Source organism: Vitreoscilla massiliensis (assembly GCF_001457815.1).
GTDB lineage: Bacteria > Pseudomonadota > Gammaproteobacteria > Burkholderiales > Neisseriaceae > Vitreoscilla > Vitreoscilla massiliensis.
The window spans coordinates 71,798-91,818 of sequence record NZ_LN898215.1 but is presented as its reverse complement, the minus strand read 5'-3'; the positions used below and the strand labels follow the sequence as shown (position 1 = coordinate 91,818).

Below are 20,021 nucleotides of genomic sequence, written 5' to 3'. Positions count from 1 at the left end.
CCCATGTTTAGCGTCGCTAACCACCCCCAGTCGGTGGTAAGCTGCCAACAGTTTTGTTCAGATGGGTCGTTTTTAAGGCAATTATGGCTATATTGAAGCTTACCTTCACTCCAATTTATGCTGCGCTGTTTTTAGGCGTGGTGCAACAAGCATATGCAGAACAGCAGCCTTTGTCCCTAGGCTCCAAAAACCCGCATTGTGTCGCGCCAACGGCAACCATGATCGTCCCAGCCAAAACCAGCGGTGGCGAAGCCTTGTTGCCCGACTATACCCGTTTGACTGCCGATAAGGCTGCTGGACAAACCCATAACCGTGCCCGTGCTGAAGGCGATGTGATTTTAGAGCGCAATAGCCAAATCTTGAATGCAGAATGGGTGGACGTGGATTTGGTCAATAATGTCACCCGCGCCGGCGACCAATTCACCCTCAGCGACAGCGCCAATAACAGCAACATCAATGGTGAACGCTTGGTCTACAATATGGACACGCGCCAAGGTGAGGCGGAGCGTTCACGCTTTGAAACCGCGCAAGAAGACCGCCGTATTCAAGGTGTGAGCGAGAAAATGACCATGTTGGGTGACAACCGTTACCAGTTACAGGACGCTAAAATCAACACCTGCGACCCAGGTGATGATTCTTGGCACATCCGCGCCAGTCAAGTGACGGCCGATTACAATGAAAATGTGGGCGTGGCCCGCCATGCTGCTTTGGTGTTTAAAGGTGTGCCGATTTTGTACACGCCGTGGATGGATTTTCCACTCAATGGCAACCGCAAAAGTGGCTTACTGCTGCCCACCATCAAAGCAGGCTCCAATGGTTTTGAGTTAGAAACGCCGTATTACTTCAATTTAGCTCCCAATTACGATGCCACCATCGCTCCGCATTTGATGACAGACCGTGGTCTGGCCATCAGTGGTGAATTTCGTTATTTACAGCCCGATTACCAAGGGCGTGTGTATGGCAAATGGCTGCCCGATGACCGCAAAAACGATGAAAACAACCGCTATGAATTAAGTTGGCAACACCAGCAACAATTCAGCAACACCTTGTCTGGCGGCGTCGATTTCAACCAAGTATCTGATGACGATTATGTGCGCGATTTTGGCAGCCGTGCCGACGTGCAACGCAGTAACCATTTAAACCGCCAAGCGTGGGTGGACTATAACGATGAATTGTGGGACGGCGATTTCCTCGCCCGTTTGCAAGTGCAAAAATACCAAACCTTGCAAAACAAACAGCGCACCATTGATGAACCTTATCGCATCATGCCGCGTTTGAGTGCGACGTATTTAAAAGACTTCGATCCTTACCATGCAACCTTAAATGTGTTTGGCCAGTTCACCAATTTTGAACACGATACCAAGCAAGCCGGTCAACGTGCGGTGCTTTACCCCAGCTTGGGTTTTGATTTCACCCGCCCTTGGGGTTATGTGCGACCGAAAATCGGTGTGCATGCCACCCATTACAATTTGGAAGAAGATGCCACCCAACATGATGGCAGCATCAGCCGTACCTTGCCGATATTCAGTGTCGATTCGGGTTTAACATTTGACCGTCCCTATTCGTTTGATGGCCGCGATTACATCCAAACTTTGGAACCACGCTTGTTCTATACCTATATTCCAAGCAAAGACCAAAGCCGTTTTCCAAATTTCGATACCACCGAAGACAGTTTGACTTACGAGTCGCTGTTCCGCGAAAACCGCTTCTCAGGCCAAGACCGCATCAATGCCGCCAACCAAGTCACTACTGCTTTAATGACGCGCTTCTTGGAAACCCAAACCGGTAAAGAGCGTTTCAAAGCCGGTGTCGGTCAGCGCATTTACTTCAAAGACGATGATGTCGATTTGCGCGGCAATGTGTACAAACGCGAACAAGGCAAATCGGATTTCTTTGTATTGGGTGGCGGACAACTGCATGAAAAATTGTATGCAGAAGGCCAATGGCACTACAATCAAAACTTGGCCGAAACCGAAAGCTTCAGCATAGGCGCCAAATACGAGCACGCGCCCGGTCGCAATATCAGCGCCCGTTACCGCTATGACCGTGATACCGAAATCTATTCCGACCATTTCGACCGCAGCGAACAAATCGACATCGGCGCGCAATGGGCAGTGAACCAAAACTACTCATTGGTGGCACGTCAATACTATTCCTTGTCGGAAAATCGACCACTAGACCAATTGTTTGGGGTGGAATACAAGAGCGATTGCGGTTGTTGGAACGCCAGTGTGGTGGCACAACACTATGTCAGTGATTTGAATCAAAGTAAAAACGCGGTTTTCTTCCAGTTACAATTGCGTAATTTGAGTAACCTTGGCAATAACCCCGTTGAAGTGTTGCGTGATAGCATCCCGAGCTACCAACCTTTAACCGATGAAAAGGCAAAAAAATGAATGTAAAACCATTGGCTGTGGCCGCTTTATTGGCTATGACTACCAGTGTTTGGGCAGCTCCTGCTGTGCAAAGTGTCGATCGCGTGTTGGCGGTGGTGGACAAACAAGTGATTACCTTGGGTGAATTCCAAGATGCCTTGCAACGCAACCGTGCTGCTTTACCTAAAGGCAGCAGCATTACCGATCAACAGCTGCAAAGCAAAACCTTGAGCAATTTGGTAGACCGCTCACTGATGGTACAAATGGCAGGTCGCACTGGCATTCAAGTGAGCGATACCGAAATCAAACAAAACATGGGTTTGGTCAACCGTGGTGCGGAGATGTCTGAGCGCCAATGGCAAGCCGCTGTGCGTGATGAACTGTTGGTGGAAAAATTAAAACAGCGCGACTTGTACAGCAAAGTGCGCGTCAGCGATGCCGAAATCACCCAAGCAATCGACAGCTTGCCTGAAAAAGACAAAAAACAAAGCAGTGGCCACACCGTAACAGCTTACTTGCCACAACACATTTTGATTACTGTCGACTCCAAAACCAAAGATGCCGAGGCTTTGGCAAAAATCCGTGAATTGCGCTCGCGCATCAGCAATGGTGAAAATTTTGAAACCGTCGCACGTTCACAATCACAAGATCCTGGCAGCGCCAAAAACGGCGGTGTCTTGGGCTGGGCAGTAGACGGCATGATGGTGCCTGAATTTGAAAACGCCATGAAATCCTTGCCCAAAGGTGCATTGAGTGAGCCTGTGCGCTCGAGCTATGGTTATCACATCATCCGTGTCTTGGACACACGCCAACAAGATGCTGGCGATGCCGAATTGCGCGCCAAAGTGCGCAAACAATTGGTTGAGAGCAAATCTGAACAGTTGTACGAAAACTGGATCAATCAATTGCGCCAAAGCGCGTTTGTCTCCGTGCGCCAATAAACCACATCCAAGCTGCCCTAGGGCAGCTTTTTACATACCGCCCTAGTTGGAGTGCAAGTCCACCATGTCTTACCCTGTTTTAGCCATTACCAGCGGTGAACCCGCAGGCATAGGCCCCGATATTTGTTTGGACATCCCACAATTTGATTTGCCTGTACGCTGTGTGATCTTGGCCGACATCAATTTGATGCGTGAACGTGCGCGCCTCTTGGACAAAGAGGTGCACATCGTGCCTTACCAAGCCGAGTTGGCGCCGCAAGACAAAACGGTGTTAGAAGTATTGCACATGCCTTTGGCCGAACCGTGCCAAACAGGTGTGTTGAATGTGCGCAACGCACCTTATGTGATTACTTTGCTCGACCGTGCTCACCAAGGCATTATTGCCGGTGAATTTGCAGGCATGGTGACCGCACCTTTGCACAAAGGCATCATCAACGATGCCGGTCGCCCTTTTAGTGGCCACACCGAATATCTGGCTGACATCAGCCATACCCCGCAAGTGGTGATGATGCTGGCTGGTGGTGGTTTGCGTGTGGCCTTGGTCACTACCCATTTGCCGCTCAAAGACATTGCTGCCCACATCACCCCCGAATTGCTCAGTTCAGTGGTGCAGATTTTGCATCACGATTTGCAACACAAACTCCACATTGCGCAGCCGCGCATCTTGGTTACAGGCTTAAACCCACATGCGGGTGAACAAGGGCATTTGGGACATGAAGAATTGGATGTGATCATTCCAACGCTGCAAAATTTACAGGCCGCTGGTTTGGATGTGCGTGGCCCTTACCCTGCCGATACGGTATTTGAACCTTTTATCTTAAAAGACAGCGATGCAGTGTTGGCAATGTACCACGACCAAGGCTTGCCAGTATTGAAATACGCCAGTTTTGGCCAAGGGGTCAACATCACCTTGGGATTGCCGTTCATACGCACCTCTGTAGACCACGGTACGGCCTTGGATTTGGCTGGCACAGGCCGCGCCATGTCTGGCAGTTTACAGGCCGCTATCGCGGCAGCATTGGAGATGTTGCCACCGCAATGTTGAATGTGAGTTAACGGCAATTTACCGCCTCAAGCATTGTTTTATCAGTGGCTATTCATTAACATAATGTACTATTAACAAATTACTGTGCCTTCATGACCACGCCTTTTATTGAGTTTGATGCCGTCAGCTTCGCCTATGCCGAACGTCAAGTGTTGCGCAATGTCAGTTTTCGAATTGATGTTGGCCATTTTGCGGCCATCATGGGCGGCTCAGGCAGTGGCAAAACCACATTATTGCGTTTGATGACGGGGCAGTTGCACCCCGACCAAGGACGTGTGCTCATCCATGGCAAAGATTTGCGCCAATTCAGCCGTGCCGAACAACACGATTTGCGCCGCAAAATGGGCGTGCTGTTCCAATTTGGCGCCTTGTTCACCGATTCCAATGTGTTTGACAATGTGGCGTTTCCCCTGCGCGAACACAGCAGTCTGCCTGAATCCATCATCCGTGATTTGGTGACCTTAAAACTCAATGCCGTTGGCCTGCGCGGGATAGAACAATTGATGCCATCGGAATTATCAGGTGGCATGTCGCGTCGCGTCGCTTTGGCACGCACCATTGCACTCGATCCACAATTGATGTTGTTTGATGAACCGTTCACCGGCTTAGACCCCATTTCTTTGGGCGTCATCGCCTTATTGGTGGCACGCATTACCAAAGCCTTACAGGCCACCAGTGTGATGGTCACGCACGACATCCACCAGTCTTTGAACATCGTCGACCAAGTCATCTTCTTGGCCGATGGTGAAGTCATATTCAGCGGCACGCCTGATGAAATCCGCCGCACCGACTCGCCATGGGTACACCAATTTGTGCACGGCGAACCCGATGGCCCCGTACAATTCCGCTATCCTACGGAATCGACCCTAGAACAACAATTGATGACGGCGAAACCATGACGATTTTCCATACCATAGGCCGCCAAACCCTGAATTTTATTCAGCATTTGGGCAGCATTAGCCTATTTTTACTCTCTATTTTGCGCGCTTCGGGCACCAGTATCGCCCGTCCGCGTCTAACCGTGCGCCAAATGTATTTTGCGGGCGTGATGTCAATTTTGATCATTGCAGTGTCAGGCGTGTTTGTCGGCATGGTATTGGGTTTACAAGGCTATACCCAATTGAACAAATTCAAGGCTGCCGATGCCTTAGGCTTTGCCGTCGCCGCTGGTTTACTGCGTGAATTGGGCCCTGTACTAGCCGCACTATTGTTTGCCAGCAGCGCTGGCGGGGCGATGACCAGCGAAATTGGCTTGATGAAAACCACCGAACAGCTGTCGGCCATGGATGTAATGGCGGTGAATCCCGTCGCGCGCGTGGTGGCACCGCGATTTTGGGCAGGGGTGATTTCGATGCCGTTTTTGGCTGCCATTTTCAATGTTTGTGGCATATTTGGTGCTTATTTCATTGGTGTCAAACACTTGGGCTTGGATGGCGGTATTTTTTGGTCACAAATGCAAAGCAATATTGATTGGTCGTATGATGTGTTAAACGGCATCATCAAATCGGTGGTTTTTGGCATCGCCGTGACCTTGATTGCTGTGTACAACGGCTTTAACAGCCGCGCCACACCTGAAGGCATTTTACGAGCCACCACCCAAACCGTCGTCGCCAGCGCCTTGGCCATCTTGGGTTTGGATTTTGTGTTAACCGCATTTATGTTTACTGAGTAATGATTATGAAACGCAGCGTCTTAGAATTGTGGGTTGGAATTTTCGTGGTATTGGGTGTCGCCGCCTTATTGTTCTTATCGTTTCGAGTGGCCAGTGGCGGCAGCGATAGCAACAGTGGCGACAGCTATACCGTTACCGCTTCGTTTAACGACATAGGCGGCCTGAAAGTCAAAGCACCGGTGAAATCCGCCGGTGTGGTGGTTGGTCGTGTCACCGGTGTGGTGCTAGACCCCAAAGATTACCGCGCCAAAGTGTCGATGCAATTGCAAAAGCAATACCAATTCAGCACCGATACCTCAGCGCAAATTCTCACCTCTGGCATTTTGGGTGAGCAATACATAGGCTTGATGCAAGGCGCGGAAGAAGAACACTTGGCCAATGGCAGTAATATTGATTTGACCAGTGACGCCTTGGTATTGGAACAATTAATCGGCAAATTCATGACCAGTTTTGCCGAAAAGAATGCCGGTGACGCAGAAGCACCTGCTAAATAAATCAAAAGCGGCCTGTAAGCCCTTTTGCACAAATATTGATGATCACTTAAGGAACAACAATGAAGAAATTTGCATTAATGAATGCCTTGGCAGTCGGTGTATTGAGCATCGGTATGGCCATGGCCAGCCCCCAACAAGCCGTGACCCAATTGCGCGGCAATGCCGATCAAGTGTTGAGCATTTTGAGCCAAGCCAATGGCAGCAACAACGCTGCTGTGCGTCGCCAAGCTGAAAATTACGCCATCCCTTACTTCGACTTTGAACGCATGACTGCTTTGGCTGTGGGCGCACCTTGGAAACAAGCCACGCCAGCGCAAAAAGCCGCGTTGACCCAACAATTTAAAACCTTGTTGATTCGCACCTACAGCGGCACCATGTTAAAATTCAAAGGTGCTAAAGTACAGGTGCAAGGCAACCCTATCGTCAACAATGGCGGTAAAGAAGTGGTTGTGAAAACCAAAGTCGTGGCACAAGGCAAACCGGTGAACATGGACTACACCATGTACCAAAGCGGTAGCAAATACCGTGTGTACAATGTCGCTGTGGAAGGCGCAAGCTTGGTAACGGTATACCGCAGCCAATTTAACGAAACCATTAAAAAATCAGGTATTGATGGTTTAATCAGCCAATTGAAACAAAAAAATGGTTAAAACATGCAATTAACACACCAAGATGATGTGTTATTCCTTAAGGGTGATGCGACAGTATCCAGCATCACCCGCGAGGATTTGCGCTTGCTTGAGCAAGCGTGCCAACAAACCACACACGTGGTCGACTTGTCGGGTCTGGAAAAAGTGGATTCCACTTGTGTGGCTTTGCTCATTGCCATCAAACGCGCTTTGGGGAAACAAGCGTGGCAATTGCGAGCAGTGCCTGCGGCTGTGACCGCCTTATTAGAATTGTATGAACTGGAGTGGTTAGCATGAACTTAAAATTAAAACAATACACGCTCATCCTCGCCGTCGGCATGGCTGCGTCGGCACCGGTTTGGGCCGACAACCACGACCCATTGGAGCCATACAATCGCTTTATGTACCGCATCAACGACGGCATAGACCGTACGGTATTGGTGCCGGTGGCACGTGGCTACCAAAAAGTCACCCCCAAACCCGTGCAATCTGGTGTGACCAACTTCTTTGACAATTTGCGCGACGTGGTCAGCATAGGCAGCAATTTGCTGCGTTTGGACATCGAAAAAGCCAGTACCGACTTGGTGCGCGTTGGCATCAACACCACGTTTGGCTTGGGCGGTTTGATCAACATCGCCGATGCCGCGCAAATGCCGAACAACAAAAACTCTTTGGGCGATACCTTCGCCACTTGGGGTTGGAAAAACAGCAATTACTTTGTCTATCCGTTAACTGGCCCTTCGACCGTACGCGATGCCGTCGGTGATACCGTGACCCGCGTGTATTCTGTTGAAGGTGCGTTAATCGATTCAGACGGCTGGAACTGGGCTTTGACCGCCTTAAAAGGCGTGGACAAACGCGCGCAATTATTGGTGTATACCGATGGTTTGGACATGGCCGCGGTTGACCGCTATGCCTATACCCGCGATGTGTTCATGAACATGCGCGCCAACCAAGTCGGTGGTACGCCTCCAAGCGCCGAATACGACAGCACCAATATCGACGACTTGGTGCCTGCCGATGCAGACACCCCTGCTCCCACCGACGATGCTGCGCCCAGCGATGACAGCAGCTTCAACAGCGAGGTATTAACGCCCAGCGCTGACACTGCCACCGTGACCGAATTGACAGGCGAACAAAGCGCCGAAGCTGCTGATGCTGCTAGCGCAGCAGACGCCAGCGCCGCTGCAATGGAAGCAGATACAGAAGCTTTGGTGATTGCGCCGGCGCAAGACACTGACGAGCTGTCTTTGTTACACTGAATTATCCGCTAAGTTTTAGCCATTTCATTGATTGTGAAGGAGAACACCATGTACGAGGTGAATCGCAGCGTCTTGGTTTTGGTACCCCAAGCCCCATTTTGGAATTGGTTGTCCCACTTGCCTGAAATGAATCTGGATGGCTTGGAATTAGAAGATTTACAGGCCGATGCCAATGCCTATTTGATCGACCCTGTCGATGAAATCGACGAGGCTTGGGATTTCATCTCCGCCAGAATCGACACCGTCTTCAGCGCCGAATTGGCAGACTGGTGTGAAGACAGCAGCTTGTGGCCTGACTTGCATCCCGATATTTTCTTCGAGTGGTTTGATGTGCGCTTGTCCAGCATCATTACCGATTTGAGCCATGCGTCCTTAGACCGTGAAGCCTTCGAGCCGATAGACTTAAACGACCCAGAATAAACCCATGATACACAGCACCGAAATCACCGTCCGCGGCTACCATTTGGATTTGTACCGCCATGTAAACAACGCGCGCTACCTCGAATTTTTAGAGGAAGCGCGTTGGCAGTTTATGGAAGACTCAGGCTTAATCGCCGAATTTGATGGCAGCAAACTCGGATTGGCCGTGGTCAACATCAACATCAATTACCGTCGCGGCGCCTATGTGAACGAGCAATTGCACATCCGCAGCCAGTTCAAAAAAATTGGCCACCGCAGCGCGGTGATGGAACAAGTGGTGTATTTGAAAGACAGCGACACGGTGGTGGCCGACGCCACCATCACCTTTGTGCTCATCGACATCAAAACCGGTAAGGCGCTGACTTTGGACGGCGACGTGGCCGCGTCTTTAAGCCGCTTATTAGAACCCGAAGCATGAAGAAATTCTTATTGCCGGCGCTGGCCGTGTTGGTGTGTGCCTTGGTTGCATTTGCCTTGTTTGCCAACCAACGCCCCGCTGCCACGCCTTTTTCCTTGCTGGACTTGAATAATCAACCGGTGACTGAACAGCAATTGCAAGGCAAAGTCACCCTCATCAATTTTTGGTATCCGTCTTGCCCAGGATGCGTTATCGAAATGCCGAAACTCATCGACACGCAAAACCAGTTTGCGGGCACCGCTTACCAAACCATCGCCATTTCCTTGCCGTTTAATACTGAAGCCGAAGTGCGCGCGTATGTGGCCGAGAAAAAGCTGCCGTTTACCGTGGCCATAGACAAAAGCGGCCAAGTCGGCGATGCCTATAAAGTAACCTTGGCACCGAATTCCTTTCTCATCGATAAGCAAGGCAAAGTCATCAAAGCCTATTTGGGCGAACCCGATTGGGCCGAATTGCACCAATTGATTGCCAGTGAATTAAAGCAATAAATTCGCAAATACACAGCAATAAGCGGCCTGTAAACGATTTACAGGCCGCTTTTTAAATCCATTTATTGTTTAAACCATCGCCAATTCACTCCAGCAAACCATACCTAACACGCTGCTCAATGCTCACCCACCAGCATCCATGGAAAGAGAAAGCAGCCGCATCGGTGCAGCCATAACCTCAAATCACATCTGTTTTGCCCTGATTGACAGCATCAGCGGCCTGTAAATCAGTTACAGGCCGCTTTCATGTCTTTTCTCTCAATCAGCGACTGTGTTCTTGCAACCACTGCTGTTGCCGCGCCAACACGGATTCCGCACGTTCGCCCACCACCTCAGCGTACACACTCGGTGCTGTCGCACCCTCGGAATTAATCATCAATACCCGCGCTTGTGCGTCCAAACCCATGGCTTGCATTTGCGCACGGTTGGCGGCCAATTGATTCAAAGCCGCCAAACCAGCCACGCCCGATTCGCCAGCCAATAGCGGCATGTCACGCTCACTGCCTCGCGCCAGTTGTCGCATCGCCGCGATGGCTTCAGCATCGCTGACGGTCATAAAATAATCGACACTGGCGGCCAAGAAGCGCCATGCCAACGGCGAAGCCGCGCCACAGGCCAAACCCGCCATGATGGAATCCACCGAACCTTGCGCCATACTCGCCTGCCCTTGCAAAGCGCTTTGCCACAGGCAATCCGCTTGCTCAGGCTCGACCACGATAAACTGCGGTCGCTCCTCACCACAGCGCTCCCACCAATACGCCAATACCCCCGCCGCCAAACCGCCGACACCACCTTGCAACAACACATGGGTATACGGCTGAGCATTTTGCTCTGCCAATACTTCGGCGGCAATGGTGGCATAGCCTTGCATCACATCGCGCGGCACCGCTTCATAGCCATCATACGAGGTATCGGAAATCACCTGCCAGCCATGTGCTTGCGCCAAACGCGCCGCTTCCAGCACCGAATCATCATAATTGCCGACGATGCGCACTATCTCCGCGCCATAGGCTGCAATCGCGGCTTCACGCTCAGCGCTGACATGCGCATGCAACACGATGACGCAGCGGCAGCCCAATGCCTGTGCCGCAGCCGCCAAGGCACGGCCATGATTGCCATCGGTGGCACTGATAACGGTATGCGCTTGCAACTGCGCTCGATAGCGTCCTGCCAATACTTGCGCCACTTCCCATTCAGGATGCAAACGCAGCACATGCCGCAGCAAGGCAATGGGCGCACCCAAGGCTTTGAAGCTGCCCAAAGGCGAGCGCACCGACTCATCTTTGACGCTGAAGCGGGCGATGCCCAAGTCTTGCGCCACATCGGGCAAATCGTATACCGGCGTGGGCATAACGGCCATGTCGTCCCAAGCCGCCCAATATTGGCGATTCAAGCGCTCTTGTTCGCTGTTCATCAGCGCTGCCAATTCGGTTGGATAGGCTTGGTATTGCAGGCGTGGATTGGCTAATAACATGGTTACTTCCTCTTTAATATGTGGACACATGAAATAATAATCGCCAAGCTGCCCAGAATTTTCTGTAATATCGCCGTAGAAACGCAATGTTTTATTGATTTTAGTACTTAAAATGGAATGTTATTGATGACTGCCCCACTCGATGCTTACGACAAAATCTTGCTGCGTGCCTTACAGGCCGATGCCTCGCTGTCACAACAGCGCTTGGGACAATTGGCCAACCTGTCTACGGCAGCAGTGAATCGGCGCTTAAAAGCCTTGCAACAAGCGGGCGTCATCGAGCGCCACAGCATTGTGATTAATCCCAAAGCCGTCGGCTGCGGCCTGACCATCGTGGTAGAAGTGCAAGTGGCGGATGAGCGCATAGACTTACTGGACGACATGCAGCGCCAATTTCAGCGCTGTAACGAGGTGCAGCAATGCTATTACGTCGCCGGCGGCTGCGATTTTGTGTTGATCTTCTTGGTCGCCGACATGGAGCATTACGTCGACCTCACCCACCAATTGTTCCACGCCAACAGCAATGTCAAAAGCTTCAAGACTTTGGTGGCGATGAACCGCGTTAAAACGGGCATGGATGTGCCGATTGTGTGATTGTTTTCCTCAGTTCATGATTTCATTGCATCCATGCGGCCTGTAAACACCTTACAGGCCGCATAAACATGACTTATTTAAATCAAAACAAATACCCAGCCACACAGCCGCAGCAAGTGTAGTCTGCTATAATCAATCTCATTTTTTTTATTGCCGACAAAACAACACCATGAGCACACAACGCAAATTGCTGGTGACCAGCGCCCTACCTTATGCCAACGGTAACATTCATTTAGGCCACATGGTCGAACACATTCAAACCGACGTGTGGGTGCGTTTCCAAAAAATGCGCGGCCATGAGTGTTATTACGTCTGTGCCGACGATACCCACGGCACGCCGGTGATGTTGGCAGCGCAGAAAAAAGGCATCAGTCCTGAAGACATGATTGCGCAAGTGCGCGAAGACCATTTGGCCGACTTTACTGGCTTTGGCATCGGCTACGACAATTACTACACCACCCATTCGGATGAAAACCGCGAATTGTCGGCCGAAATTTACCAAGCCTTGAAAGCCAATGGCAAAATCGTGTCTCGCACCATCGAACAATTGTACGACCCTGAAAAGCAAATGTTCTTGCCCGACCGCTTTGTCAAAGGCGAATGCCCTAGCTGCCACGCGCAAGACCAATACGGCGACAATTGCGAAGTGTGCGGTGCCACTTACAGCCCAACCGAATTGATCAAACCGTTCTCCGCCATCTCAGGCGCGACACCGGTCTTGAAAGAATCAGAACACTATTTCTTCCGCTTGGGCGAATGCGAAGACTTCTTGAAACAATGGACCGCTGGCAGCACCACTTTGGCCGATGGCCGCGTGCAAAACCATTTGCAGCCTGAAGCCTTGAACAAAATGAACGAGTGGATCGAAGGCGGCTTGCAAGACTGGGACATTTCCCGCGATGCGCCTTATTTCGGCTTTGAAATTCCCGATGCGCCCGGCAAATACTTCTATGTGTGGCTGGATGCACCCATCGGCTATATGGCTTCGTTCAAAAACTTGGCCGCGCGTTTGAACTTGGATTTCAATGAGTTCTTCAAGGCCGACAGCCAAACCGAAATGTACCATTTCATCGGCAAAGACATTTTGTATTTCCATGCCTTGTTCTGGCCTGCAACTTTGCAATTCGCCGGTTTGCGCGCGCCTACCAGCGTGTTTGCACACGGTTTCTTGACCGTAGACGGCCAAAAAATGTCCAAATCTCGCGGCACTTTCATCACCGCCAAATCTTATTTGGACGAAGGTTTGAACCCAGAATGGATGCGCTATTACATCGCCGCCAAACTGAACAACCGCATTGAAGACATCGATTTGAATTTGAATGACTTCATCGCCCGCGTCAACAGCGACTTGGTCGGCAAATACATCAACATCGCCTCACGCGCCGCCGGTTTCGTGCACAAACGCTTCGATGGCCAATTGGCCGATGTGGCGGGCAGCGAGTTATTGCAACAATTACAGGCCGCATCTGCTGGCTTGGCGCAAAGCTTTGAAGAGCGTGAATACGCCAAAGCCTTGCGCGAAGTGATGGCTTTGACCGACATCGTCAACGAATACGTCGATGCCAACAAACCGTGGGAATTGGCTAAACAAGAAGGCCAAGACGCGCGCTTGCAACAAGTGTGTTCTGAGCTCATCAATGCTTTCCGCATCCTCACCGTGTATTTGAGCCCAGTGTTGCCGAAATTGTCTGCTGCCGTGGCCGAATTCTTGAACACTGCTGCCTTCACTTGGGCAGACGCCAACACCACCTTGCCAGATGGCCATGCAATCAACAAATACAGCCACTTGATGCAGCGCATCGAGCCTGAGCAAATCGACAAATTAATCGCAAACAACAAACAAGCCGTGGCCGACGCCAAAGCAGCCAAAGAAAAAGCCGCCAAAGCGGCCGATTTCGAGCCTGTGGCCGAAACCTGCTCGTTTGATGACTTTATGAAAGTCGATTTGCGCGTGGCCAAAGTGCTCAATTGCGAAAAAGTGGAAGGCAGCAGCAAATTGCTCAAATTCAGCTTGGACTTGGGTTTTGAAGAGCGCACCATCTTCTCAGGCATCGCCGCCAGCTACCCTGAGCCAGAAAAACTCATAGGCCGCATGGTCGTGGTCGTTGCCAATTTTGCCCCACGCAAAATGGCCAAATTCGGCATGTCCGAAGGCATGATTACCTCAGCGGCCAACAAAGACCACAGCCAATTGTTCTTATTGGACGTGGACACTGGCGCGACACCAGGCATGAAAATCGGTTAAGCATGATTGTTGAAGTAATGTAAACCACAGCACCAGCGGCCTGTAAGCATTTACAGGCCGCTTGTTGGTTTATTGCAGCACAACTTGCTGCATTGCATACACAGCTATTGTTGATGCGGCCACCACCGCTTGCCAACAGCTGCCATCGGCAAACGTCAGTTGCAAGCCATCTTGATACCCTTGTTGGTTGACCATCACCCATGCATCCACCAAAACCTTGCCATCCCAGCCATGCCAATCATGGATGCGGCCTGTAAACTCTTCATCGAAGATGTCGACTGCCGATTCGTGTCCGCTGACGACCACGGATGGAAACAACTCATCATAATTCTCCTCCACACGCAGCGATAAAGTCTGGCCGGTGTGCCAGCAAATTTCCATTGCCCATATTTCATTGCGCTGATCTTCTCGATGCATTTTCACCACGGTGATTTGCGGCCGCAAGACACACAATTGCGGCAGTGTCATTTCGGTAATCTGACTAAGAGGTATGGCCTCCAGCATGTTTGGCAATGGCGGCTCAGACACATCTTGCCAGTCTTGGTATGCCTGCCATATTTGCAAAGTCGAAGCTTGGGCACGAACGTGCCAACAGCCCTCGCCTTCGCGCCAAAAACCAAATTGTAAAACAGAGCACACTCCTGCTTCAGGCTCACGCAGCCAATGAAACGCCCACATATCACCATCATATTGATGCCACTCCCATACCCGCCAGTGGCTGTCTAGGTTTAAAGGCTCGTGTGGCAAACAGACATTGAAGTGCACATCGTCGCCGGCGGCTTGCACACACAAACGGTAGCCTTGATCCATCTCCATTAACATGGCCTTGATGTCACCGCTGTCATTCAAATAGAACTGAATAACAACAATATCGTCACATTGTTGATGAAAATCATACAAATACATGTGTGTCTCCTGTGAGTTAGTGCTTATTCAACTGCACGGCATAGCGACAGCCTCTAAGCCAAATCAAACACATATTCATCACTTCTGCGCAACTCAACATTCCGACAATTGAATGGTGGTGGCCGTTTTAATGGTGTTACAAAGTTTGGGCAATGCATTGCGTACCAGCAGCAAGATGAACCCTTATTGTGACAGAGGAGTTAGCATGGCCGTTCCCAATCATCCCCAACAATACATCAATGGCGCATGGCGCGAAGGCGGTTCCAGTGCCGTGTTGGAAAACCACAATCCGTTTAACCAAGAATTGATACAGCGCTACCAAGGCGCCAGTGCCCAAGACTTGAACGACGCGGTGGCAGCGGCCAAAACGGCGCAAAAAGCATGGCAACGCACCACACAACGCGAAAAAAGCCAAAAAATGCTGGCCTTGGCGCAAGTTTTGGAACACCGCCAAGCCGATTTGTACGACATCTTGCGCGCCGAATGCGGCTCGGTAGACTTGAAGTGCGGCGCTGAATTTTATGGCACCTTAGACCACATTCGCATGGCGGCGCATTTTCCCTATCAAATGGACGGCAAAATCATCCGTTCGGAAATGGCGCAAGCGCGCAATAATTACATCATCAAAAAGCCCAAAGGCGTTATCGGCGTGATTGCGCCGTGGAACTTCCCGTTTTTACTGGCCATGCGCTCGGTGGCACCCGCAGTGGCCACTGGCAATGCCGTGGTGTTGCGCCCGTCTACCACCACACCAGCCTCGGCGTTTTTCATCGCCGAATTGTTTGATGAAGCTGGCTTCCCGCCTGGGGTGGTCAATGTGATTTCGGGCTTAAGCACCGAAATAGGGGACGCATTGGTCACCCACCCCGACATTGCCTTGATTTCCTTCACCGGCTCGACCGAAGTTGGCCGCCACATCGGCGAATTGTGTGGCAAACACTTGAAAGACGTGTCGCTAGAACTCGGTGGCAACAGCTCTTTGTGCGTGTTGCCTGATGCCGATTTAAAACAAGCGGCCAAAGCCGCCATTTGGGGCTCGTATTGCCATGCCGGACAAATCTGTATGGCGGTGAACCGCGTCATCGTGCACCAAGATGTGTATGCCGAGTTTGTGGATTTGGCGGTACAGGCCGCCTTGGCGGTAAAAGTGGGCGACCCTGCTGACAAAGCGGTGTTCTTAGGCCCACTGACCACGGCGCAGCAAGTGCAACAAGTGGAAGCCACCATCGCCCAAACCATCGCCGCCGGCGCGACCGTGGCCTTAGAAGGCAAAACCGAAGGGCAGTTGATGTATCCGTGGGTGTTGAGCGATGTCAGCAATGACATGCTCGCGGCCAAATGCGAATTGTTTGGCCCTGTGTGCAGCATCTTGCCCGCCAGCTCGGAACAAGAAATGTTGGACATGGCCAATGCCACCGATTATGGCTTAAGCTCGGCCGTGTTCAGCGGCGATATCTACCGCGGCATGCAATTCGCCCAAAACATCGAAACCGGCATGGTCTTCGTCAACGACCAATCGATTAACGAGGAAGCGCACATCATCTTTGGCGGCGAAAAAGATTCAGGCATAGGCCGCTTCAATGGCCAATGGGTGGTGGACAAATTCACCACCGAACAGCGCATCGGCGTACAAGAAGAAGACAGGGTTTATTTCTAAGTCAGTAGGTACGTGGCAATACCCTGTCATGGCGTGTGGCATTGCACTTTTCAGCCCTCACCGTCCCTAAACCAGCGGCCTGTAAGCATTTACAGGCCGCTTATTGATGCACGCAAATATTGTCGTCAATAAGACGATGGCAACGGTATTTTTCGGTACAATTTGAGCACTTGTTGTCCAACCCTGTTTCGGAGTCATCGCCACCATGTCTGTGAAAACCGTGTTCAAAACTGTGCGCAAATGGCTGGGACGGGGCGTGTTATTGTTGTGCATCGCCATTGGCTTGGCCATGCTGGGCTGTCAATTACCCCCACTGCAAGGACGGACTGCCACCATGAGCCTGACTGCCGCCGAAATCCAACTCACGCGCTTGGGCCAAGCCGCCGCCATCGAACAGGCCAAACACCCCGAATTAAGCGGCCTGTATTTGCTCTCAGACCCGCATGAAGCGTTTGCTGCACGGGTGAAATTGGCGCAGCAAGCCCAGAAAACACTGGATGTGCAGTATTACATTTGGCGCGGCGACACCACCGGCACCTTGCTGCTGGAGGCTTTGCATGCGGCGGCCGAACGCGGCGTGCGCGTGCGCCTATTGCTAGACGACCACGGCACCAATCAACTCGACACCGAATTGGCGGCTTTGGATGCCCATCCCAATATCGAAGTGCGTTTGTTCAACCCGTTTGTGTTCCGCCCATTCAAATTATTCGGTTTTGTCACCGATTTCTCACGCGCCAATCGGCGCATGCACAACAAGAGTTTTACCGCCGACAATGCTGCCACCATCTTGGGCGGGCGCAATGTCGGCGATGAGTATTTTGGTGCCACCGATGGGGTGTTGTTTGCCGATTTGGATGCGCTGGCGGTGGGCAGCGTGGTGCCGCAAGTGTCGCAATCGTTTGATGATTATTGGCAAAGTGGCTCGACCTACCCGTTGACCGACATCGTCAAACCGCTGACGCCTGAGCAATTGGCACAAGTGGGCGAGCAAGTGAAGCTGGTCGACCGCTCCACCGCCGCGCGCGAATACAAACAAGCGATATTGAACATGGCGTTTGTGCAACAGTTTTTGGAGGGGCAATTGGCGCTGGAATGGGCACCGACCAAATTCATTGTCGACCCGCCTAGCAAAGGCTTGGGCGGCGCCAAAGAAAAAGAATTGCTGTTAACCCACATGCACGATGCCATAGGCAATCCACGGCAAACTCTGGATGTGGTGTCGCCGTATTTCGTGCCAACTGATGCTGGCACCGATTATTTTGTCGGCTTGCAACAGCAAGGCATACGCGTGCGCATTTTGACCAATTCCATGGCCGCGACCGATGTGTTGGCGGTGCATTCAGGCTATGCACGCCACCGCCAACGCTTGGTCGATGCCGGCATCGAATTGTATGAATTGAAACCCGATTTGACCGCGCCGTTTGAGGGCAAAAAAAACTTGGGCTTTATGGGCAGCTCGGGTTCTAGCCTACATGCCAAGACTTTCGGTGCCGACGACCAAAGCCTGTTCATAGGCTCATTCAATTTCGACCCGCGCTCCATGCATTTGAATACCGAATTGGGCATCGTGGTACAAAGCCCCAAATTTGGACAGGAAATGGACCGATTGTTTACGGTAATTGTGCCGCAACGCAGTTGGCGCATCCAGCACGATGCCCAACAAGGGCAGTTGCAATGGGTTGATGGCGGCAAAACCCCACCGCAAATCTTGACCGAGGAGCCAATGACATCATGGTGGCAACGCGCAGGGGTGACGTTTTTCAGTTGGTTGCCGATAGAATGGCTGCTGTAAACGCGGCAACCATCATGGTTGATAGTCATCGCTAGTTCAGCATGTATGCACATTAAACAAGCGGCCTGTAAATGTTTACAGGCCGCTTGTTTGTTGCAGATACGGGGCTTACCAAATGTCTGAATTGACTTTGTCTTTGTACTTCGGATGTGCATCCAGTTTGAATTCAGGGTCGGTTTTGCCTTGTTTGAGCTGGCTGACATAGTCGCGCAACAGCATCAACGCAAACGGGGTCAGCAACACGATGGCAATCAAATTGATGCTGGCCATCACGCCCATAAACAAATCGGCCATAGACCAAATCAACGGCACGCTGGTAATCGCGCCGAAATACACCATCACCAACACCAATACGCGAAACAGCGTCATCAGTTTGCGGTTATTGTGAATGAATTGCACATTGCCCTCGGCATAAGCGTAATTGCCAATGATGGACGAATAGGCAAACAAAAACAAAATAATCGCCAAAAAGTCGTCGCCCCAACTGCCGATTTGGCTTTCCAAGGCCATTTGCGTCAAAGTCACGCCCTCAAAGCCGGCATCGTGATACAGGCCAGAAGCCAAGATGATGATGGCGGTACAAGTACACACCACAAACGTATCGACAAACACGCCCAACATTTGCACCAAACCTTGATTGACGGGGTGTTTCACATCGGAAGCAGCGGCGGCATTCGGTGCCGAACCCATGCCGGCTTCATTGGAAAACAGGCCACGTTTGATGCCTTGTATCATCGCCATCGACACCATAGAGCCAAAGAAGCCACCGGCCACGGCATCAAATTGGAAGGCTTTGGTCACGATTAAGGCAAACAAATCCGGCAAAATGGCGTAGTTTTTCGCGGCGATGTACAGCGCCACCGCCAAATACAACAAGGCCATAAACGGCACAAAACTCTCGGCCACGCGCGCAATGCGTTTGATGCCGCCAAAAATAATCAGCGCCGTCATGATGACCAAAAACACGCCCACCCACGACACTTCAACCTCCAACGCGCCCAGATGCAGCATCACATTGGCCTTGTCCCAGCCCCAAGCATGCGCGGTAGAGCTGACGATGGCATTGGCTTGCACCGCGTTAAAGACAAAGCCGTAAGTGAAAATCAAGGTGATGGCGAACAACACCCCCATCCATTTTTGCTTTAAACCTTGGGTGATGTAATAGGCAGGGCCGCCGCGAAATTGCTGGTTTTCGGTATCACGCACTTTGAATAGCTGCGCCAATGAAGACTCGACAAAGGCCGAACTCATGCCCAGCAAAGCAGTCATCCACATCCAAAACACCGCACCGGGGCCGCCGATGGCAATGGCGATGGCCACACCCGCGACATTACCGACACCGACACGGCTGGCCAAGCCAGTGACAAAGGCCTGAAACGGAGTAATACCATGCGCGTCATCACCGGCTTGGCGACTGGATTTCATGGTGCGCAGGCTTTGGGCAAACAAGCGAAATTGCACCCCACGGGTCAAGACGGTGTAAAACACCCCCACCACCACCAAAAATACCACCAAGAAATCCCATAATGGGTTGTTTAAGGTTTGCACCCATGCCATCAAAGTGGCATTTAATTGTTCATTCATAAAACTGTACGACTTATCTCAAAAG

At 51.3% G+C, this 20,021-nt stretch carries 19 protein-coding genes; 16 read left to right on the top strand and 3 right to left on the bottom strand.

Features of this window, described 5'->3' with window-relative positions; translation table 11 throughout:
• Positions 1 to 83: 83 nt before the first annotated feature.
• The 12 genes from BN3003_RS00495 (at position 84) to BN3003_RS00440 (ending at position 9,744) form a co-directional block, all read left to right on the top strand.
• Positions 84 to 2,396, top strand: coding sequence for an LPS-assembly protein LptD (locus BN3003_RS00495; RefSeq protein ID WP_058304785.1), 2,313 nt, complete (start codon positions 84 to 86; stop codon positions 2,394 to 2,396).
• Complete coding sequence (locus tag BN3003_RS00490) at positions 2,393 to 3,316, top strand: peptidylprolyl isomerase (RefSeq protein WP_058304784.1); 924 nt, start codon at positions 2,393 to 2,395, stop codon at positions 3,314 to 3,316. The genes BN3003_RS00495 and BN3003_RS00490 overlap by 4 nt, the downstream gene beginning before the upstream one ends.
• Positions 3,317 to 3,380: 64 nt before the next feature.
• Positions 3,381 to 4,361, top strand: coding sequence for a 4-hydroxythreonine-4-phosphate dehydrogenase PdxA (gene pdxA / locus BN3003_RS00485; protein WP_058304783.1), 981 nt, complete (start codon positions 3,381 to 3,383; stop codon positions 4,359 to 4,361).
• A 92-nt stretch (positions 4,362 to 4,453) separates the two neighbouring features.
• On the top strand, positions 4,454 to 5,260 hold the full coding sequence (locus tag BN3003_RS00480; protein ID WP_058304782.1) for an ABC transporter ATP-binding protein: 807 nt from the start codon (positions 4,454 to 4,456) through the stop codon (positions 5,258 to 5,260).
• Positions 5,257 to 6,033, top strand: coding sequence for a lipid asymmetry maintenance ABC transporter permease subunit MlaE (gene mlaE / locus BN3003_RS00475; protein ID WP_058304781.1), 777 nt, complete (start codon positions 5,257 to 5,259; stop codon positions 6,031 to 6,033). Before BN3003_RS00480 ends, mlaE begins: the two co-directional genes overlap by 4 nt.
• 5 nt (positions 6,034 to 6,038) lie before the next feature.
• Positions 6,039 to 6,527 (top strand): outer membrane lipid asymmetry maintenance protein MlaD, encoded by a 489-nt coding sequence (mlaD, locus tag BN3003_RS00470; protein ID WP_058304780.1) that lies wholly within the window; start codon positions 6,039 to 6,041, stop codon positions 6,525 to 6,527.
• Between the two features lie 59 nt (positions 6,528 to 6,586).
• Complete coding sequence (locus BN3003_RS00465; RefSeq protein WP_058304779.1) at positions 6,587 to 7,177, top strand: MlaC/ttg2D family ABC transporter substrate-binding protein; 591 nt, start codon at positions 6,587 to 6,589, stop codon at positions 7,175 to 7,177.
• A gap of 3 nt (positions 7,178 to 7,180) precedes the next feature.
• Positions 7,181 to 7,453: an STAS domain-containing protein gene (locus BN3003_RS00460; protein ID WP_058304778.1), complete on the top strand. Its 273-nt coding sequence runs from the start codon at positions 7,181 to 7,183 to the stop codon at positions 7,451 to 7,453.
• Positions 7,450 to 8,418 (top strand): MlaA family lipoprotein, encoded by a 969-nt coding sequence (locus BN3003_RS00455; RefSeq protein ID WP_082625471.1) that lies wholly within the window; start codon positions 7,450 to 7,452, stop codon positions 8,416 to 8,418. The genes BN3003_RS00460 and BN3003_RS00455 overlap by 4 nt, the downstream gene beginning before the upstream one ends.
• A gap of 48 nt (positions 8,419 to 8,466) precedes the next feature.
• The gene (locus tag BN3003_RS00450) at positions 8,467 to 8,838 is read left to right on the top strand and encodes a hypothetical protein (protein ID WP_058304777.1); all 372 of its coding nucleotides are present in this window, start codon (positions 8,467 to 8,469) and stop codon (positions 8,836 to 8,838) included.
• A 4-nt stretch (positions 8,839 to 8,842) separates the two neighbouring features.
• Positions 8,843 to 9,256, top strand: a complete 414-nt coding sequence (locus BN3003_RS00445) for an acyl-CoA thioesterase (RefSeq protein ID WP_058304776.1) — start codon at positions 8,843 to 8,845, stop codon at positions 9,254 to 9,256.
• Positions 9,253 to 9,744 carry a peroxiredoxin family protein gene (locus tag BN3003_RS00440; RefSeq protein ID WP_058304775.1) on the top strand — a complete coding sequence of 164 codons (492 nt, stop codon included), beginning with the start codon at positions 9,253 to 9,255 and terminating at the stop codon, positions 9,742 to 9,744. The genes BN3003_RS00445 and BN3003_RS00440 overlap by 4 nt, the downstream gene beginning before the upstream one ends.
• Positions 9,745 to 10,006: 262 nt before the next feature.
• Here the strand turns inward: BN3003_RS00440 and BN3003_RS00435 are convergent, their stop codons facing one another.
• Positions 10,007 to 11,218: a diaminopropionate ammonia-lyase gene (locus tag BN3003_RS00435; protein ID WP_058304774.1), complete on the bottom strand. Its 1,212-nt coding sequence runs from the start codon at positions 11,216 to 11,218 to the stop codon at positions 10,007 to 10,009.
• 126 nt (positions 11,219 to 11,344) lie between these two features.
• Between BN3003_RS00435 and BN3003_RS00430 the strand changes: the two genes are divergently transcribed.
• Both BN3003_RS00430 and metG read left to right on the top strand, forming a co-directional pair.
• The gene (locus BN3003_RS00430; RefSeq protein ID WP_058304773.1) at positions 11,345 to 11,812 is read left to right on the top strand and encodes an Lrp/AsnC family transcriptional regulator; all 468 of its coding nucleotides are present in this window, start codon (positions 11,345 to 11,347) and stop codon (positions 11,810 to 11,812) included.
• A gap of 169 nt (positions 11,813 to 11,981) precedes the next feature.
• A complete protein-coding gene (metG, locus tag BN3003_RS00425) occupies positions 11,982 to 14,057 on the top strand; it encodes a methionine--tRNA ligase (RefSeq protein ID WP_058304772.1) in 2,076 nt (691 codons plus the stop codon).
• A 69-nt stretch (positions 14,058 to 14,126) separates the two neighbouring features.
• Here the strand turns inward: metG and BN3003_RS00420 are convergent, their stop codons facing one another.
• Positions 14,127 to 14,963 (bottom strand): DUF6334 family protein, encoded by an 837-nt coding sequence (locus tag BN3003_RS00420; RefSeq protein WP_058304771.1) that lies wholly within the window; start codon positions 14,961 to 14,963, stop codon positions 14,127 to 14,129.
• Between the two features lie 205 nt (positions 14,964 to 15,168).
• Here BN3003_RS00420 and BN3003_RS00415 point away from each other — a divergent pair, with 205 nt between their 5' ends.
• Positions 15,169 to 16,620, top strand: a complete 1,452-nt coding sequence (locus BN3003_RS00415; RefSeq protein ID WP_058304792.1) for an aldehyde dehydrogenase family protein — start codon at positions 15,169 to 15,171, stop codon at positions 16,618 to 16,620.
• Between the two features lie 205 nt (positions 16,621 to 16,825).
• Positions 16,826 to 18,412, top strand: coding sequence for a phospholipase D family protein (locus BN3003_RS00410; RefSeq protein WP_058304770.1), 1,587 nt, complete (start codon positions 16,826 to 16,828; stop codon positions 18,410 to 18,412).
• A gap of 108 nt (positions 18,413 to 18,520) precedes the next feature.
• Here the strand turns inward: BN3003_RS00410 and BN3003_RS00405 are convergent, their stop codons facing one another.
• Positions 18,521 to 19,996, bottom strand: coding sequence for an alanine/glycine:cation symporter family protein (locus BN3003_RS00405; RefSeq protein ID WP_058304769.1), 1,476 nt, complete (start codon positions 19,994 to 19,996; stop codon positions 18,521 to 18,523).
• Positions 19,997 to 20,021: the final 25 nt, after the last annotated feature.

Excerpts from the sequence above, each read along its gene's own strand:
- BN3003_RS00495 (WP_058304785.1), top strand. The coding sequence starts at position 84 with ATGGCTATATTGAAGCTTACCTTCACTCCAATTTATGCTGCGCTGTTT.
- BN3003_RS00490 (WP_058304784.1), top strand. The coding sequence starts at position 2,393 with ATGAATGTAAAACCATTGGCTGTGGCCGCTTTATTGGCTATGACTACC.
- pdxA (WP_058304783.1), top strand. The coding sequence starts at position 3,381 with ATGTCTTACCCTGTTTTAGCCATTACCAGCGGTGAACCCGCAGGCATA.
- BN3003_RS00480 (WP_058304782.1), top strand. The coding sequence starts at position 4,454 with ATGACCACGCCTTTTATTGAGTTTGATGCCGTCAGCTTCGCCTATGCC.
- mlaE (WP_058304781.1), top strand. The coding sequence starts at position 5,257 with ATGACGATTTTCCATACCATAGGCCGCCAAACCCTGAATTTTATTCAG.
- mlaD (WP_058304780.1), top strand. The coding sequence starts at position 6,039 with ATGAAACGCAGCGTCTTAGAATTGTGGGTTGGAATTTTCGTGGTATTG.
- BN3003_RS00465 (WP_058304779.1), top strand. The coding sequence starts at position 6,587 with ATGAAGAAATTTGCATTAATGAATGCCTTGGCAGTCGGTGTATTGAGC.
- BN3003_RS00460 (WP_058304778.1), top strand. The coding sequence starts at position 7,181 with ATGCAATTAACACACCAAGATGATGTGTTATTCCTTAAGGGTGATGCG.
- BN3003_RS00455 (WP_082625471.1), top strand. The coding sequence starts at position 7,450 with ATGAACTTAAAATTAAAACAATACACGCTCATCCTCGCCGTCGGCATG.
- BN3003_RS00450 (WP_058304777.1), top strand. The coding sequence starts at position 8,467 with ATGTACGAGGTGAATCGCAGCGTCTTGGTTTTGGTACCCCAAGCCCCA.
- BN3003_RS00445 (WP_058304776.1), top strand. The coding sequence starts at position 8,843 with ATGATACACAGCACCGAAATCACCGTCCGCGGCTACCATTTGGATTTG.
- BN3003_RS00440 (WP_058304775.1), top strand. The coding sequence starts at position 9,253 with ATGAAGAAATTCTTATTGCCGGCGCTGGCCGTGTTGGTGTGTGCCTTG.
- BN3003_RS00435 (WP_058304774.1), bottom strand. The coding sequence starts at position 11,218 with ATGTTATTAGCCAATCCACGCCTGCAATACCAAGCCTATCCAACCGAA.
- BN3003_RS00430 (WP_058304773.1), top strand. The coding sequence starts at position 11,345 with ATGACTGCCCCACTCGATGCTTACGACAAAATCTTGCTGCGTGCCTTA.
- metG (WP_058304772.1), top strand. The coding sequence starts at position 11,982 with ATGAGCACACAACGCAAATTGCTGGTGACCAGCGCCCTACCTTATGCC.
- BN3003_RS00420 (WP_058304771.1), bottom strand. The coding sequence starts at position 14,963 with ATGTATTTGTATGATTTTCATCAACAATGTGACGATATTGTTGTTATT.
- BN3003_RS00415 (WP_058304792.1), top strand. The coding sequence starts at position 15,169 with ATGGCCGTTCCCAATCATCCCCAACAATACATCAATGGCGCATGGCGC.
- BN3003_RS00410 (WP_058304770.1), top strand. The coding sequence starts at position 16,826 with ATGTCTGTGAAAACCGTGTTCAAAACTGTGCGCAAATGGCTGGGACGG.
- BN3003_RS00405 (WP_058304769.1), bottom strand. The coding sequence starts at position 19,996 with ATGAATGAACAATTAAATGCCACTTTGATGGCATGGGTGCAAACCTTA.